Source organism: Gemmiger sp. An194 (genome assembly GCF_002160145.1).
In the GTDB taxonomy this organism is placed as follows: domain Bacteria; phylum Bacillota; class Clostridia; order Oscillospirales; family Ruminococcaceae; genus Allofournierella.
On sequence record NZ_NFKA01000014.1, the window covers coordinates 81,013 to 94,913 of the forward strand.

Consider the following 13,901-nt stretch of genomic DNA (forward strand, 5'->3'; position numbering starts at 1 on the left):
CCTCCTTAGCCTTTGCTGATGGCGCCAAAGCGGCAGGTATCCATGCAGGCGCCGCACTTCACGCACTTGTTGGTGTCGATGCTGTGGGGGTTGCGCACACTGCCCATGATCGCGTCCGCCGGGCAGTTGCGGGCGCACAGGGTGCAGCCGCGGCACTTGTCCGGGTCGATCTTGTACACCAGCAGCGCCTTGCAGACGCCCGCCGGGCAGCGTTTGTCCTGGATATGGGCCAGGTATTCCTCCCGGAAATACTTCAGGGTGGACAGCACCGGATTGGGCGCGGTCTGGCCCAGGCCGCACAGGCTGTTGTTCTTCACGAACTCGGCCAGCTCCTCAATGCGCTCCAGGTCCCGCATGGTGCCGTTGCCGCTGGTGATCTTCTCCAGCAGCTCCAGCAGCCGCTTGGTGCCCACCCGGCAGGGGGTACACTTGCCGCAGCTTTCGTCCACGGTGAATTCCAAAAAGAACTTGGCGATGTCCACCATGCAGGTGTCCTCGTCCATGACGATCAGACCGCCGGACCCCATCATGCTGCCGATCTTGCTCAGAGAATCGTAATCGATGGGGGTGTCGATCAGCTCGGCGGGGATGCAGCCGCCGGAGGGACCGCCGGTCTGGGCCGCCTTGAACTTCTTGCCGTCCGGGATGCCGCCGCCGATCTCCTCCACGATCTCCCGCAGGGTGGTTCCCATGGGAACCTCCACAAGGCCGGTGTTGTGGATCTTGCCGCCCAGGGCAAACACCTTGGTGCCGGGACTGTTTTCGGTACCCATGCTGCGAAACCACTCGGCTCCGTTCAGAATGATCTGGGGAATGTTGGCGTAGGTCTCCACGTTGTTCAGGATGGTGGGCCGGCCGAACAAGCCCTTCTTCGCCGGGAAGGGCGGACGGGGCCTCGGCTCGCCCCGGTTGCCCTCGATGCTGGTCATCAGGGCAGTCTCCTCGCCGCAGACGAAGGCGCCCGCGCCCAGCTTGATCTCGATGTCAAAGTTAAAACCGCTGCCGAAGATGTCCTCGCCCAGCAGGCCGTAGTCCCGGGCCTGGTTGATGGCGATCTGCAGCCGTTTTACCGCGATGGGATATTCCGCGCGCACATACACATAGCCTTTGTCGGCTCCGATAGCATAGCCCGCGATGGCCATGGCCTCGATCACCGCATGGGGGTCGCCCTCCAGCACGCTGCGGTCCATGAATGCGCCCGGGTCGCCCTCGTCCGCGTTGCAGCAGACGAATTTTTTCACCTTGCCCCGGTCGGCGCAGGCCAGCTGCCACTTGCGCCCGGTGGGGAAGCCGCCGCCGCCCCGGCCCCGCAGGCCGGAGTCCAGCACGGTCTGGATCACATCGTCCGGCGTCATCTCGGTGAGCGCCTTGCCCAATGCGGCATAGCCGTCAAATGCAATGTACTCCTCAATATTTTCCGGGTTGATCACGCCGCAGTTGCGCAGCGCCACCCGCTTTTGTTTTTTGTAGAAGCCGGTCTGGTCCAGGCTTTTGATCCGCTCGCCGTCCACCGTTTCGTCGAACAGCAGGCTGCGTACCGGGCGGCCCTTGAGCAGGTGCTCGGTCACGATCCACTCCACATGCTCTTCCTTCACCCGGCTGTAGAAGCTGCCCTCCGGGTAGATCACCACGATGGGGCCCAGGGCGCACAGACCGAAGCAGCCGGTGCGTACCACCTTGACCTCGCTGTCCAGACCGTGGCGCTCAAGCTCCCGTTCAAAGGCCGCGGCAATGCGGTCGCTGCCGGACGAGGTACATCCGGTGCCGCCGCAGATCATCACATGATTTCTGTACACTGTGCCGCGCCCCCTTTCACTTGGTCAGCGAACCGATGATGTATTCCTCCACCGGCTCGCCGTTCATCAGATGGTGATGTACCATGCGGATGGCCTTTTCCGGGGTCATCTTCACATAGGTCACCTTCTCCTTGCCCGGCTCATACACCTCTACCACCGGCTCATACTGGCAGATGCCGATGCAGCCGGTCTGGGTGACCTGCACACCGGCCACGTTCTCCCGGGCCAGCTCCTCCACAATGGCGTTCAGCACCGGCCTTGCACCGGCGGAGATGCCGCAGGTGGCCATGCCCACCACCACACGAATGGTATTGCTGTCACTCTCGCGGGTATTCACGGTCTGGCGCATCCGGTCCCGGATGGCCTCCAGCTCTTTCAGACTTTTCATGGTTTCGTTTCACTCCTTTTCCAGCAGGGGGGCGCTGTTTTCCTCGATGTATTCCCGGAGGAACAGTGCCACTTCGGGCTGTGCCAGGGGCACACCGCCCAGAATCTGTTTGATCTCGCGGCTGTTCACCGCGAAGCTTTGGTCGTTCACATGCAGCTCGTAGCAAAAATCCCGCTCGGGGTTTGCCTGCATCAGGGCGGAGAGGGTGCCCGCCATATCACCCAGCGGGGGGCGGTCGATGTGGGAAAGGCCGAACCAGGCGGTGACCCGTGTTCCCTTTCCCGGCGCGCTCTCGATGGCCACGTCGCCTCCGGTGAGCTGGGCGGTCAGCCGCAGCAGCGGCAGGCCAAGGCCCATCTTGCGGGTGGTGCGGCTGGTATAAAAGGGGTCCAGCGCCGCCCTGGCCTGTTCCTCGGTCATGCCCCGGCCGTCGTCCTCCACGGTCAGCTCCAGCCGGTCGGCGGCAGTGTCCATCCTTAAAAGGATTCGGGTATTTGCCGCCCCGGCGGCCACCGCGTTCTGGGCGATGTCCATCACATGCATGCTCAGCTCCTGCATGGCCGCTTACTCGTACTTGGCCAGAATGGCGTCCAGCTCGGCGTCCTCACCAGTGAGACGGCCGTACACATCGTCGTTCACCATCATCACCGGGGCCAGACCGCAGGCGCCCACGCAGCGGCAGCTGTCCAGACTGAACTTGCCGTCCGGCGTGCATTCACCGTCGCCGATGCCCAGCTTCTCCTGCAATTTCTCATACAGCTTGCCGCTGCCCTTCACGTAGCAGGCGGTGCCCAGGCAGACGCTCACCCGGTAGCGACCCTGGGGCACCAGCCGGAACTGGGAATAGAAGGTGGCCACGCCGTAGACCTCGGCCAGCGGGATGCCCAAGGCATCCGCCACCATGCGCTGCACCTCAATGGGCAGGTAGCCGTAGATCTCCTGGGCCTTCTGCAGAGCAGGCATGGTCACGCCGGGTATATCCTTGTGCTGGTCCAGCCATTCCGTGAGCTGCTGCTCCTGTTCGGGGGTCCCTGCGAAGGGCAGGGTGGAAAAACGCCTCATGTTGGGTATCCCTCCGTTTTCTGTTTTTTTCGCGGGGCCCGGGATAATTTTGAGTCCGGGCGACCGCCTGTATCGTTTACTCAGTGGTATCATTGTAACACAAAATCGCCCGTTTTCCTATAAATTTTGCATAGTTTTAATCTTCACAAAAGAAAAACAATTGGGCAAATTTTATGCAACCTGCCACAGACAGATTTTTCAAAGGCCATTGCCCGCTTTGCCCTTTTTGCCGTATACTGAAAGAAGAAAACCCATGGAAAGGGGCGAAACCGCCATGACCATTCAGGACATTCTGCACCTCCTTCCCGCCGAGCTGCTCACACCGAGCGCCCGGCTGGATACCCAGGTCCACAACGCCTGCGGCAGCGACATGATGAGCGATGTGCTGGCCTTTGTGAAGGACCAGGCCGTGCTGCTCACCGGGCTGAACAACCCCCAGGTGGTGCGCACCGCCGACATGATGGACATGGTGTGCATCGTGTTCGTGCGGGGCAAGCGCCCCTCGCCGGAGGTGCTGAAGCTGGCCGAGCAGCGAGGCATCGCAGTGCTGGCCACCCAGCGCACCATGTTCTCCGCCTGCGGCATTTTGTATCAGGCAGGCCTGCGGGGAGGTGGCGGCCATGACTGAGCCCATCCGGCTGGAATACACCGTGCCCGGCGACGATTTCACCCGCGCCGGGGAGGCCTCGGCAGACCTGAAGCACACCTTAAAGCGAATGGGATTCCCCCCTGAGGCCATCCGCAAAGCCTCCATCGCGCTGTATGAGGGCGAGATCAATCTGGTCATCCACGCGGGCGGCGGGCAGATCTTTGTGGAGCTGACCCCCGAGGCCATTCAGATGCGGCTGGAGGACCAGGGCCCCGGCATCCCGGACATCGCCCTCGCCATGCAAGAGGGCTACAGCACCGCCTCGGAGCAGGTGCGCAGCCTGGGCTTCGGGGCGGGCATGGGCCTGCCCAACATGAAGCGCTACAGCGACGAGTTTTTCATCGAATCCCAGCCCGGGCAGGGCACCACCATCCGCATGAATGTGCTTCTGTGAGGAAAGGTGGCCGCCATGAAACAGGAATTCATCCATTCCGTGACCCTGAACCGGGCGCTGTGCAAGGGGTGCATCAACTGCATCAAGCGCTGCCCCACCCAGGCCATCCGGGTGCGGGGCGGCAAGGCCATCATCGACCCGGCCCGCTGCATCGACTGCGCCGAGTGCATTCGCATCTGCCCCCATCACGCCAAGACCGCCGCTGCGGACCCACTCTCGGTGACGGAGCGGTTCGACTATACCATTGCCCTGCCGCCGCCCAGCTTTCTGGGCCAGTTCAACCGGCTGCCCGGGCCGGATCTGGTGGTGGACGGGCTACTCGCTCTGGGCTTTGACGAGGTGTTTGAGGTGGGGCGCGCCGCCGAGCTGGTGAGCGACGCCACCCGCCGCCTGATCACCGCCGGGGGCCAGCCGCTGCCCCTGATCAGCAGCGCCTGCCCGGCGGTGGTGCGGCTGATTCGGGTGCGCTACCCGGACCTGCTGCCTCATCTGCTGCCGCTGGCCCCGCCGGTGGAGGTGGCCGCCCGTATTGCCAAGCGGGACGCCTCCCGCCGCACCGGCCTTGCGCCGGAGAAAATCGGCTGCATCTTTCTCTCCCCCTGCCCGGCCAAAATCAGCTATGTGCGCAGCCCCTTAGGGGTGGAGCACAGCGCTCTGGACGCGGCAGTGAGCATCAAGGAGATCTACCCCCGCATGCTGTGGGCCATGAAGCAGACCCCCAGCGAGGGCAAAAGCCAGATCGGCCGTGCGGGCGTGCGCTGGGGCGAAAGCACCGGCGAGAGCATCAGCCTGCGCGGGGTGGACGACTACCTGGCGGCGGACGGCATCGAAAACGTGATTCGGGTGCTGGAAGATCTTGAAGACGAAAAGCTGCCCGGCCTGCGCTTTGTGGAGCTGAACGCCTGCGCGGGCGGCTGCGTGGGCGGCGTACTGCAGGTGGAGAACCCCTTCATCGCCAAGGCCAAAATGAAGCAGCTGCGCCGGGGCCTGCCGGAGGCCAAATCCCGCCTGAGCAGCCGCCAGGTGCCGGACTTCATGCGATGGGACACACCCCTTGCCTATGCTCCGGTGATGGAACTGGAAGGCACCCGGGCCGAGCAGATGGAGAAATACAGCCGGCTGCGGACCATTCTGTCCCAGCTGCCGGGGCTGGACTGCGGCGGCTGCGGCGCCCCCACCTGCGAGGCCCTGGCCGAGGATGTGGTGCGCGGCCGGGCAAAGCCGGAGGACTGCACCGTGCTGATGCGCCGCCGTCTGGAAGAGCTTTTACAGGAAAGGAGCCGGGGCGATGACCAATCTTGAACTGGAAAACCTGGGCTTTGTGCCCGCCGGGCCGGTGCCCGAGCATGAGGTGACCGGCGGCTTCTGCTGCGACCTGCTCAGCTGGGCCATGAGCCGCTGCACCGAGGGCAAGGTCTGGTTCACCGTGATGGGCAACATCAACACCGTGGCGGTGGCCAGCCTGGCTGACGCGGCGGCGGTGGTGCTGTGCCAGGAGGCCGCCTGGATGCCGGACGCGCTGGAGCGGGCCGCTCAGCAGGGGGTGGCCCTGTTCACCACCGACCTGCCCGCCTACGAAGCCGCTCTGGTGCTGGCCCGCAAGTTGGGTCAGCTATGAGCGTTTACGAAAATCTGAAGGGAGGAACCCGGGCATGCGGTACGACCTGCACATCCACTCCTGCCTTTCCCCCTGTGCAGACCGGGAGATGACCTCCTCCACCATTGCGGGGCTGTGCGCTCTGAACGGGGCCGATGTGATTGCCATCGCGGACCACAACAGCGCCCGGAACCTGCCCGCCGCGGAAAAATGCTGCAAGGCCTACGGTGTACAGCTGCTGCCCGCGCTGGAGGCCAACACCGCCGAGGAGATCCATCTGCTGTGCTATTTCCCCACGGTGGCGGCGGCGCTGGCCATGAGCGACGCCCTGTACGAGAGCCTGCCGCAATTCGACTGGGACCCGGCCATCTGGGGCCCGCAATGGGTGATGAACGAGGACGACGAGATCATCGACCAGCCCAAAAAGCTGCTCACCGCAGCCGCCGGGCTGACGCTGGAAGAGACCGCCCGCCTCTGCCGGGAGCTGGGCGGCGTTCCGGTGCCCGCTCACATCGACCGGGACAGCTATTCCCTGCTCAGTGTGCTGGGCCTCTGGCCCGAGGAGCCGGAGTTTTCGCTGGCGGAGCTGGCCGACCCGGACCGGGCCGCGGCGCTGACCGCCGCCGGGCTTGTTCCCCCGTCGCTGCCCTTTCTCACCGGCAGCGACGCCCATTGTCTGGAAGCCCTGCGCACCGAGTTCCCGCTACTTGCACCGGACTGCCCGCTACGTGCGCTTCTGAAATGAGAAAAATAAAAAAACGATCCCCCCGGGGCCGGCGGTTTGCCGGATTCCCGAGGGGATCGTTTTTGTTTTCATCTAATGCAGTTCGGTTACAGCCGCTCGGCCACCTTCCAGGCCTGCCAGACAACGGTGCGCAGGTTGCCCACCTTGCAGGCGTCGCCGATCACATGCACGTGGCGGCCCTTGGCGAAGGCCGGGGCCGGGGTGTAGCCCACGGCCAGGATCACATCGTCCGCTGCCAGGGTCTGGCTTGCGCCGTTCTTGCCCTTCACGGTCACGCCGTTGGCGTCGATCTTCTCCACGCTGCTTTCCAGGTGGACCTCCACCCGGTTGGCCTCAAAGAAGTCCCGCAAGTAGGAGGAGTTGGCCAGGCACAGGCCACGCACCGCCATCAAGTCGTTCTTGGCCTCCACGATGACAGGGGTCTTTCCCTTGCGGTACAGATCATAGGCGATCTCGCAGCCGCTCAGGCCGCCGCCGATGATGACCACACGCTGGCCCACCGGCTTGCCCTCCAGATAATCCACCGCGTCCATGGCCCGGTCCGCGCCGGGGATGGGCAGCTTGCGGGCGGCTGCGCCGGTGGCCACGATGACCTCGTCCGCCTTGAGCTGGGCAAGATCGGTAACGTTGGTGTTGAACTTCACCGGAATCTTCAGCTGCTCGATCTGGCGGCGGTACCACTGGATCAGCTCCTTGTCCTTCTCCTTGAAGTCCGGCGCTGCGGCGGCGATGAACACACCGCCCAGACGGTCGGTCTTTTCGTAGATGGTCACCTTATGGCCCCGCAGAGTGGCGATGCGGGCGGCCTCCATGCCGCCGATGCCGCCGCCGATCACCGCGATGGTCTTGGGCTTCTTTGCGGGCAGGATGTCGTATTTATGGCCCTGCATGGTGGTGGGGTTCAGCGCACAGCGGGCCATGTGCAGCACGTCGTTAAAGTCCTCGTCGTTGGCCACGCCCTTGTAGTGGGCCAGAGCGAAGCAGCCGTTGTGGCAGCAGATGCAGGGCTGGATGTCCTCTTCCCTGCCCTCCTTCAGCTTGGTGATCCAGGCGCCGTCCACCAGGAACTGCCGGGCCACGCCCATGCCGTCGATCTGGCCCGCGGCGATGGCCTGCGCGCCTGCCTCCGGGGTCATGCGTCCGGCGCAGACCACCGGGATGTCCACAAATTTGCGGATGTGGGCCACGTCATCCAGGTTGCAGTTCTGGGGCATGTACTGGGGCGGATGGGCCCAGTACCAGGCATCGTAGGTGCCGTTGTCCGCGTTGAGCATGTCGTAGCCGGCCTCCTGCAGGTACCGGGCTGCCCGCTCGCTCTCAGCCATGTCACGGCCCACCTCGGTGTACTCCTCACCGGGCACCGCGCCCTTGCACAGGCCCTTGGTCTTGCTCAGCACCGAATACCGCAGCGACACCGGGTAGTCCTTGCCGCAGGCCTTTTTGATGGCCTGCACCGTCTCCACCGCGAACCGATAGCGGTTCTCAAAGCTGCCGCCGTATTCGTCGGTGCGCTGGTTGGTGTAGGGCAGGGTGAACTGGTCCATCAGGTAGCCCTCATGCACCGCGTGCACCTCCACGCCGTCCACGCCCGCCGCCTTGCACAGCTTGGCGGTTTTGGCGAAGGCCTCCACCAGCTGGTGGATCTCCTCTTTGGTGATGGGCCGGCACATCACATCCTCGGCCCAGCGGGAGGGCAGCTCACTGGGAGACGCACACAGGAACGAGGCGTCCACGATGGGCTTGGCCAGAGTGCCCAGCGCCTTGTTGCGCAGCAGGATGCTCAGATGGTCGGTGATGGCAAAGCTGCGGCCGAAGCCGGCGGTGAGCTGCACGAACAGCTTGGCGCCAGTGGCATGGATCTGCTCCATGTAGGCCTTCAGCTCCTTGAACATGCCCGGATTCTGATACAGCCACCGGCCGCCGATGGGGTCCCGCAGAGGGGCGATGCCGGGGATGATCAGGCCCACGTTGTTGTGGGCGATGTTCAGAAAGAACTCCGCCGCCACCTTGTCGAAGTGGTTGGGTTCCATCCAGCCGAACAGCGAGGTGCCGCCCATGGGGCACATCACGATGCGGTTTTTCATCTCCACATTGCCGATTTTCCAGGGGGTGAACAAGGGTTCATAACGCTGATCCATTGGGATGATTCCTCCTCTTTTATTGCTCAGTAGGCCACCGGCACGTCGATCTCCATATCGCTCAGCGGGTAGGTCACACAAGGGTGGATGAAGCCGAACTTCCGGTCCGCTTCCCGGCGGCCGTCCCGGCCCTCGGCCACATGGTACTCACCGGCCAGCCACTTGCTGTGGCAGAAGCCGCAGCCGCCCGCCCGGCACTTGTTGGGGGCGCTCAGGCCCGCCCGCTCCATGGCGGTAAGCAGGGTCTCGTTCTGCATGGCGGGGATGGTGTACACCTCGTCCCGCATGTGTACGGTCAGGGTAAACTTGGCGGGATTCTCCACCGGCAGGTCGCCGCAGCAGCCCGCGTCCCGGTGGACCGCCTTTTTCGGCAGGCCGTAGGGGGCCAGCTCCTTTTCCACAAAGTCGTACATGGCCTGCGGGCCGCACAGAAAGAAGGTGCTGGCGGCAATGTCCGCATACTGTTCCACCAGCTTGGCGGTCACAAAGCCCTTTTCGCAGCCGGGGCACTCTTCGTCGCTGAGCACGTAGACCACCTTCAGCCCCTTGCAGCGGGCGGTCAGCTGGTCCAGCTCGGCCCGGTAGGCCAGCTGGTCCGCGGTACGCGCACCGTAGAACAGGGTCATCTGGTAGTCCTCATCCCCGTCGGCCAGGCTGGAGGCCATGGACATGAAGGGGGTGATGCCGCTTCCGCCCGCGATGCACACGATGCTGCGGCTGTCCCGCAGGGTCTCGTAGTGGAACTCGCCGGAGGGCTCGGTCATCACGAAGCGGTCGCCCACCTGGGCCTTCTCGTTCAGATAGCCGGACACAAAGCCCGCGTTCTCCACCGCCAGCACCAGCTCACCCGCCAGGGCCTGCCGGGGGCTGGACACGATGGAATAGGGGCGGCTGACCAGGCTGTCGCCGATCTTCACCTGAATGGAGGCGTACTGGCCCGCCCGGAAGAAGGGGAAGGCCTCGCCGTCCACCCGGCGGAAGGTCAGCTCCCGGATGGTGCCGGTCAGGGGGCGGGCGGCGGTCAGCTCCACCCGCATGTAGCCGGGGTGCAGCTTCTTCGCCAGGGTGTTGGTGCGGTATTCCTGAGGCAGCGGAGTGTTGGGGCCTTCCGCCAGCATCTTGCGGCGGTTGGGCACCAGCTTTTTAAACCGCAGCATATCCATAAAACCAAAAGGCTGTTTCTTGAAATTCATTACGCCTTCGCCTCCTTCTTCAAATCGCCCACCGTCTGACGGCCGGACAGATCACCCGACACATACGCGCTGGAGTAGCCGCTGGAGCGCATGGCGTAGCCGCCCGCGAAACGCAGGCCGGGGCTCATCAGCGCGTCCTCCTTCATCATCATCATGCGGGGCATCAGGCTGTCCCACTCGGCGGTCTCATAGCCGTAGATCACGCCCTCGGGATGGCCGCAGTAGCGGGCGTAGGTGGTGGGCGATGCCACGCAGATCTCCTCGATGGCATCCCGGATCTTGCAGCCGGTCTCCCGCTCGAATACCCGGATCATATCGTCGGCCACCCGGTCCTTGGCCTTGAAGTAGTCCTCCTCGGTCACGTTGCCCCAGTCGTCGGACATGAACATGGTGGTGAAGTACATCATGCAGGTGCCCTCAGGGGAGCATTCCGGGTAGGCGTTGTTCAGGCACACGGTAGCCTGCACGTGGTTGGTGCTCACCTTGCGCATCAGGTCGTACTGCTTCACGGTGTCGGCGGTGTCGTAGATAAAGTAGTTGTGGCTGGTGATGCCCAGCTCCTCGGCCGAGCGGTTCAGGCCCAGGAACAGGCTGAAGCCGCGGCCCGCGAAGGTGCGGCTGTTGGTGGCGCGCACCATCTGCTCGGTGACTGCCTTCTTCTCCAGCATCTTGCCGAAGACCAGGTGCGGCGAGCAGTTGGCGATCACGTGACGGGTCTCGATCACCTTGCCATCGGTCAGTTTCACACCGCGGATGTGGCCCGCGTCGTCCGCCAGAATGGTCTCGGCCTCGGACTGGTACCAGATGTCGCCGCCCAGCTCCCGGATGCGGGTGTCCAGCGCAAGGCTGATCTCGTGGGAGCGCATCTTGGGCATCCAGGCATCCCGGGTGATGTAGCGGATGACCATGGAGCCGTAGTGCAAAAAGCTCATGCGGTCGCAGTCCACGCCCAGGTAGCACCAGTAGGCGTTCAGGATGTCCTTGGCCTTTTCGGGCATTTTCAGAGCGTCCAGCACCTGGTTCACCGAGTAGCTGCCCGCCTTGATGAAGTTGGGGAAGTTCTTCTTCATGTACTCGGAGTCGGTGTTGCCGTTCACCGAGCTGGAATAGGTCTGAGCGTCCCGCACCTCGTTGCACAGCTCGAAGAACTCGGTCATGGACTTGCGGCTGCCGGGGCAGTATTCCTCCATCTTGTCGATGAAGGCCTGGATGCCGAAGGGCATCACGCAGTTGTATTTTTGGTCAGTGGTGATCAGGTGGTAGGCCTCGGGGATGCGCACCCAGTCGATCTTGTCCTCCACGCCCAGGCTGCGGAAGAGGGTGCGGATGTCGCCGGGGTCCTCGGCGGAGCCGAAGTCGTTCAGCTCGTGCAGGCTGGCCTCGAACTCGAAGCGGCCCCGCTTGAAGCTGGTGGCAAAGCCGCCGGGCAGGTTGTGCTTTTCCAGCAGCAGGCAGGAATAGCCCGCCTGCAGCACCCGAATGGCTGCCACCAGGCCGCCGTTGCCTGCGCCGATGACCACCACGTCATAGGCCTTGTTTGCATTTGTTGCCATAGTGTTCCTCCTTTGGTTTATCCCAACAGGTTCCGCGACCGGTACAGCCAGTGCTGCAGCTCCTCTTCGCTTTTCACCTGCTTGTAGTAAGTTAATACGATGCGGTAATACTCGGTGAGCTCCCGGTCGATCTCCTCCTCCGAAAACTCCAGATAGCCGGTGGCCATCATAACCGCCATGGAATAGCAGTAATAGACCATGCGCCGGTGCAGCTCGGTGGCCTTTTCCCCGCTCAGCTCCAGGCTGGCCTGCAGCTGGCGGATGGTCTCCTCCGCGTTGGGGTCCTCGAACAGGGTCTCCCCTGCCGGGCGCTGGCGCAGATAGACCAGCCGGAACAGGTTCTTTTGGCTGCGGGCGAAGTTCAAAAAGGACAGCGCCACCTGCTTGTAGCTGCTGGCCTGCGCCCGCAGATAATGCTCCCGCACATAGTCGATGAGGGCCGTGTGCAGGGCGTCCATGCTCTCGAAGGCGGAGTAGATGGGCTGAGTGGAGCAGCCCATGGCCCGGGCCAGACTGCGCACCGAAAGCGCCTGCGGCCCCTGCTGGGCCACCAGCTCGGCGGCGGCCTGCAGAATATCCTGTTGGAAAATGCGTTTTTGCGGCGGCATCGCTGCTCCCTCCTTTCCCGGTTAAATAACATGTGTTATTTATACTTATCCTACTACAGCGCCTCTGCAAAAACAAGCCGCTTTGCAGATTTATTAACATGCGCATTTTTTCTTTGGCTGCTTGCACAAAACACCATTTTCCCTTTTATGCAGAGCAGACAAAAGGCTTTTCTGGAGTTTTGCTTTCTTTCCTCGTCGTTGCAATCCAAAATTCAATCATTTGTATACATATCCCATCAGAGCAGATACAGCCGAATAAAACATTCATTTTCCGTCACGCTATATTTCAAAAAACAAGGAATCACAAAAGTTCCCGGAAATTTGGATAGTACACAGATTCTGGATGGATCTTATCAACATGTTTCAGGTATATTACTCCTGCTTTGATTTTTCAGCCATATCTCAAGGTAATCCTGCTAAACCAAACATTATATATTTTGCTATTTATAGATTCTTCATCTAAATAGCCCTCATATTTTACTTGTCAGCACTATAACATCGTTTGAAATTTTAACCTTTTCTATGATATACTGAACAAAAATACGTGGGGAATGTATCGTGTCTGAACTGGATTTTTTGCGCAATGTTCTGGGGCTCCAGCAGGAGGATTTACTGGCCGAAGCGCTTGCTGTTTGTAAGATAAAGAATGTTCCCAAAGGATACAAGCTATTTGATACCGGCGAAAACCCCACCCAGATCTGTCTGTTGGTAAACGGGGTATTTCGGGGCTTTTTCCTGGATGCAGACGGAAACGAAATCACAGATTGTCTGGTGATCACCCCCGGCTATCCCCTTATGCCAGATTCCAACCTGAACGTCAGCTTCAGCCTTACCATTGAGGCATAGACAAATTCTCCGGTCTTCACCTTACCCATTTCCGATTTTCTCTTGCTTGCACAGCGACACGCTGCCATACAATCGCTTTATCAAAAAAAGATGCTCTATTCCTGGGGATATCATCACCAGCTCAAGGTTATGATGTACCAGTACAGCGCGGCCGAGCGCTACCGGTGGTTTTTACGCTACTATCCCAATGTTCTGGATCAGATCAGTCACAAATATGTGACGTCATTTTTGAATATGACTCCAGTTACACTCAGCAAGCTTATTAATGCTACTTCAGCTTCATGCTCCACTTCGGATCTTTTGGATCTTTTCTGCTTTCCCGACATAAAATCTGATTTTTGAATGTGCGCAGTTTTCTGCCCAAAAAACTTTGACATACCAAAACCGGCCTCCCAATAACGGAAGGCCGGTTTATTTTCTGCTTTCATCTCGTCAGTCTTAGAAAGGATGTATCTTCAAACTATCACAATAAAGCGCCGGAATCATTTGCCTGGATATTCTCCAGCTATCCCACCCGGGCCGGACGGGTGTAACAATCCCTTGCCATGAGATTTCGTTCTGCCTTCCGCATGAACTTTCCGCTTTGCTATTATGCGCATCTACCCGACATTTACAGGCAAGGAGTTATCCTATTTGGTAACCACTTGGTGCTCTTTTTTTGCCGGTTATCCACTTGGTAACCACTAGAAATTGGGTGAAAACAGGTCTTATTGTGTCAAATCACATCAAAATCATAACCCCACGTTAAACGTGGGGTTTGCAGAACGGCCCTATAAGGGCCATTATTCCAGCAGCACCTAAAGGTGCGTAATGAACAACGCCAACCGCACTTGGCGTTGCTTTTTTACTTCTTTCTTCTACTGTCGGTCGGGATATCTGGTGAATCATCATCCAGATCCGCTATATTTTTGAACGGATCTTCGTATTCTCTG

At 61.0% G+C, this 13,901-nt stretch carries 14 protein-coding genes; 6 read left to right on the forward strand and 8 right to left on the reverse strand.

Going from position 1 to position 13,901, the window contains the following annotated elements; genetic code table 11:
- Positions 1-5: 5 nt before the first annotated feature.
- The 4 genes from B5F28_RS09960 to B5F28_RS09975 are packed head-to-tail and all read right to left on the reverse strand — an operon-like array spanning position 6 to position 3,246.
- Complete coding sequence (locus B5F28_RS09960; RefSeq protein ID WP_087295745.1) at positions 6-1,796, reverse strand: NADH-quinone oxidoreductase subunit NuoF; 1,791 nt, start codon at positions 1,794-1,796, stop codon at positions 6-8.
- A 16-nt stretch (positions 1,797-1,812) separates the two neighbouring features.
- Complete coding sequence (locus tag B5F28_RS09965) at positions 1,813-2,184, reverse strand: (2Fe-2S) ferredoxin domain-containing protein (protein ID WP_087295746.1); 372 nt, start codon at positions 2,182-2,184, stop codon at positions 1,813-1,815.
- A 9-nt stretch (positions 2,185-2,193) separates the two neighbouring features.
- Positions 2,194-2,742 (reverse strand): ATP-binding protein, encoded by a 549-nt coding sequence (locus tag B5F28_RS09970; protein ID WP_087295747.1) that lies wholly within the window; start codon positions 2,740-2,742, stop codon positions 2,194-2,196.
- 6 nt (positions 2,743-2,748) lie between these two features.
- The gene (locus tag B5F28_RS09975) at positions 2,749-3,246 is read right to left on the reverse strand and encodes an NADH-quinone oxidoreductase subunit NuoE family protein (RefSeq protein ID WP_087295748.1); all 498 of its coding nucleotides are present in this window, start codon (positions 3,244-3,246) and stop codon (positions 2,749-2,751) included.
- A gap of 274 nt (positions 3,247-3,520) precedes the next feature.
- Here B5F28_RS09975 and B5F28_RS09980 point away from each other — a divergent pair, with 274 nt between their 5' ends.
- From B5F28_RS09980 to B5F28_RS10000, 5 genes are read left to right on the forward strand one after another with little or no spacing between them, the layout of a single operon-like run.
- Positions 3,521-3,874 carry a DRTGG domain-containing protein gene (locus tag B5F28_RS09980; protein WP_087295763.1) on the forward strand — a complete coding sequence of 118 codons (354 nt, stop codon included), beginning with the start codon at positions 3,521-3,523 and terminating at the stop codon, positions 3,872-3,874.
- Complete coding sequence (locus B5F28_RS09985) at positions 3,867-4,289, forward strand: ATP-binding protein (protein ID WP_087295749.1); 423 nt, start codon at positions 3,867-3,869, stop codon at positions 4,287-4,289. Before B5F28_RS09980 ends, B5F28_RS09985 begins: the two co-directional genes overlap by 8 nt.
- A gap of 15 nt (positions 4,290-4,304) precedes the next feature.
- Positions 4,305-5,591, forward strand: a complete 1,287-nt coding sequence (locus B5F28_RS09990) for a [Fe-Fe] hydrogenase large subunit C-terminal domain-containing protein (RefSeq protein ID WP_087295750.1) — start codon at positions 4,305-4,307, stop codon at positions 5,589-5,591.
- Complete coding sequence (locus tag B5F28_RS09995; RefSeq protein WP_087295751.1) at positions 5,578-5,907, forward strand: hypothetical protein; 330 nt, start codon at positions 5,578-5,580, stop codon at positions 5,905-5,907. Before B5F28_RS09990 ends, B5F28_RS09995 begins: the two co-directional genes overlap by 14 nt.
- Positions 5,908-5,941: 34 nt before the next feature.
- Positions 5,942-6,631, forward strand: a complete 690-nt coding sequence (locus B5F28_RS10000) for a PHP domain-containing protein (RefSeq protein WP_087295752.1) — start codon at positions 5,942-5,944, stop codon at positions 6,629-6,631.
- An 86-nt stretch (positions 6,632-6,717) separates the two neighbouring features.
- On the opposite strand, the gene B5F28_RS10005 is transcribed toward B5F28_RS10000, so the two are convergent.
- Genes B5F28_RS10005 through B5F28_RS10020 form a run of 4 tightly spaced genes read right to left on the reverse strand, consistent with a single transcriptional unit; the run spans position 6,718 to position 12,123 of the window.
- Positions 6,718-8,769, reverse strand: coding sequence for an oxidoreductase (locus B5F28_RS10005; protein ID WP_087295753.1), 2,052 nt, complete (start codon positions 8,767-8,769; stop codon positions 6,718-6,720).
- Between the two features lie 26 nt (positions 8,770-8,795).
- Positions 8,796-9,962, reverse strand: coding sequence for an iron-sulfur cluster-binding domain-containing protein (locus B5F28_RS10010; RefSeq protein ID WP_087295754.1), 1,167 nt, complete (start codon positions 9,960-9,962; stop codon positions 8,796-8,798).
- A complete protein-coding gene (locus tag B5F28_RS10015; RefSeq protein WP_087295755.1) occupies positions 9,962-11,515 on the reverse strand; it encodes a phytoene desaturase family protein in 1,554 nt (517 codons plus the stop codon). Before B5F28_RS10015 ends, B5F28_RS10010 begins: the two co-directional genes overlap by 1 nt.
- A gap of 17 nt (positions 11,516-11,532) precedes the next feature.
- A complete protein-coding gene (locus B5F28_RS10020) occupies positions 11,533-12,123 on the reverse strand; it encodes a TetR/AcrR family transcriptional regulator (RefSeq protein WP_087295756.1) in 591 nt (196 codons plus the stop codon).
- Between the two features lie 558 nt (positions 12,124-12,681).
- Here B5F28_RS10020 and B5F28_RS10025 point away from each other — a divergent pair.
- Positions 12,682-12,969, forward strand: a complete 288-nt coding sequence (locus B5F28_RS10025) for a cyclic nucleotide-binding domain-containing protein (RefSeq protein WP_087295757.1) — start codon at positions 12,682-12,684, stop codon at positions 12,967-12,969.
- Positions 12,970-13,901 lie beyond the last annotated feature (932 nt).

What these genes read in the sequence shown, in the direction of transcription:
- B5F28_RS09965 (WP_087295746.1), bottom strand. Translation starts at nt 2,184, where the DNA reads ATGAAAAGTCTGAAAGAGCTGGAGGCCATCCGGGACCGGATGCGCCAG.
- B5F28_RS09970 (WP_087295747.1), bottom strand. Translation starts at nt 2,742, where the DNA reads ATGCAGGAGCTGAGCATGCATGTGATGGACATCGCCCAGAACGCGGTG.
- B5F28_RS09975 (WP_087295748.1), bottom strand. Translation starts at nt 3,246, where the DNA reads ATGAGGCGTTTTTCCACCCTGCCCTTCGCAGGGACCCCCGAACAGGAG.
- B5F28_RS09980 (WP_087295763.1), top strand. Translation starts at nt 3,521, where the DNA reads ATGACCATTCAGGACATTCTGCACCTCCTTCCCGCCGAGCTGCTCACA.
- B5F28_RS09985 (WP_087295749.1), top strand. Translation starts at nt 3,867, where the DNA reads ATGACTGAGCCCATCCGGCTGGAATACACCGTGCCCGGCGACGATTTC.
- B5F28_RS09990 (WP_087295750.1), top strand. Translation starts at nt 4,305, where the DNA reads ATGAAACAGGAATTCATCCATTCCGTGACCCTGAACCGGGCGCTGTGC.
- B5F28_RS09995 (WP_087295751.1), top strand. Translation starts at nt 5,578, where the DNA reads ATGACCAATCTTGAACTGGAAAACCTGGGCTTTGTGCCCGCCGGGCCG.
- B5F28_RS10000 (WP_087295752.1), top strand. Translation starts at nt 5,942, where the DNA reads ATGCGGTACGACCTGCACATCCACTCCTGCCTTTCCCCCTGTGCAGAC.
- B5F28_RS10005 (WP_087295753.1), bottom strand. Translation starts at nt 8,769, where the DNA reads ATGGATCAGCGTTATGAACCCTTGTTCACCCCCTGGAAAATCGGCAAT.
- B5F28_RS10010 (WP_087295754.1), bottom strand. Translation starts at nt 9,962, where the DNA reads ATGAATTTCAAGAAACAGCCTTTTGGTTTTATGGATATGCTGCGGTTT.
- B5F28_RS10015 (WP_087295755.1), bottom strand. Translation starts at nt 11,515, where the DNA reads ATGGCAACAAATGCAAACAAGGCCTATGACGTGGTGGTCATCGGCGCA.
- B5F28_RS10020 (WP_087295756.1), bottom strand. Translation starts at nt 12,123, where the DNA reads ATGCCGCCGCAAAAACGCATTTTCCAACAGGATATTCTGCAGGCCGCC.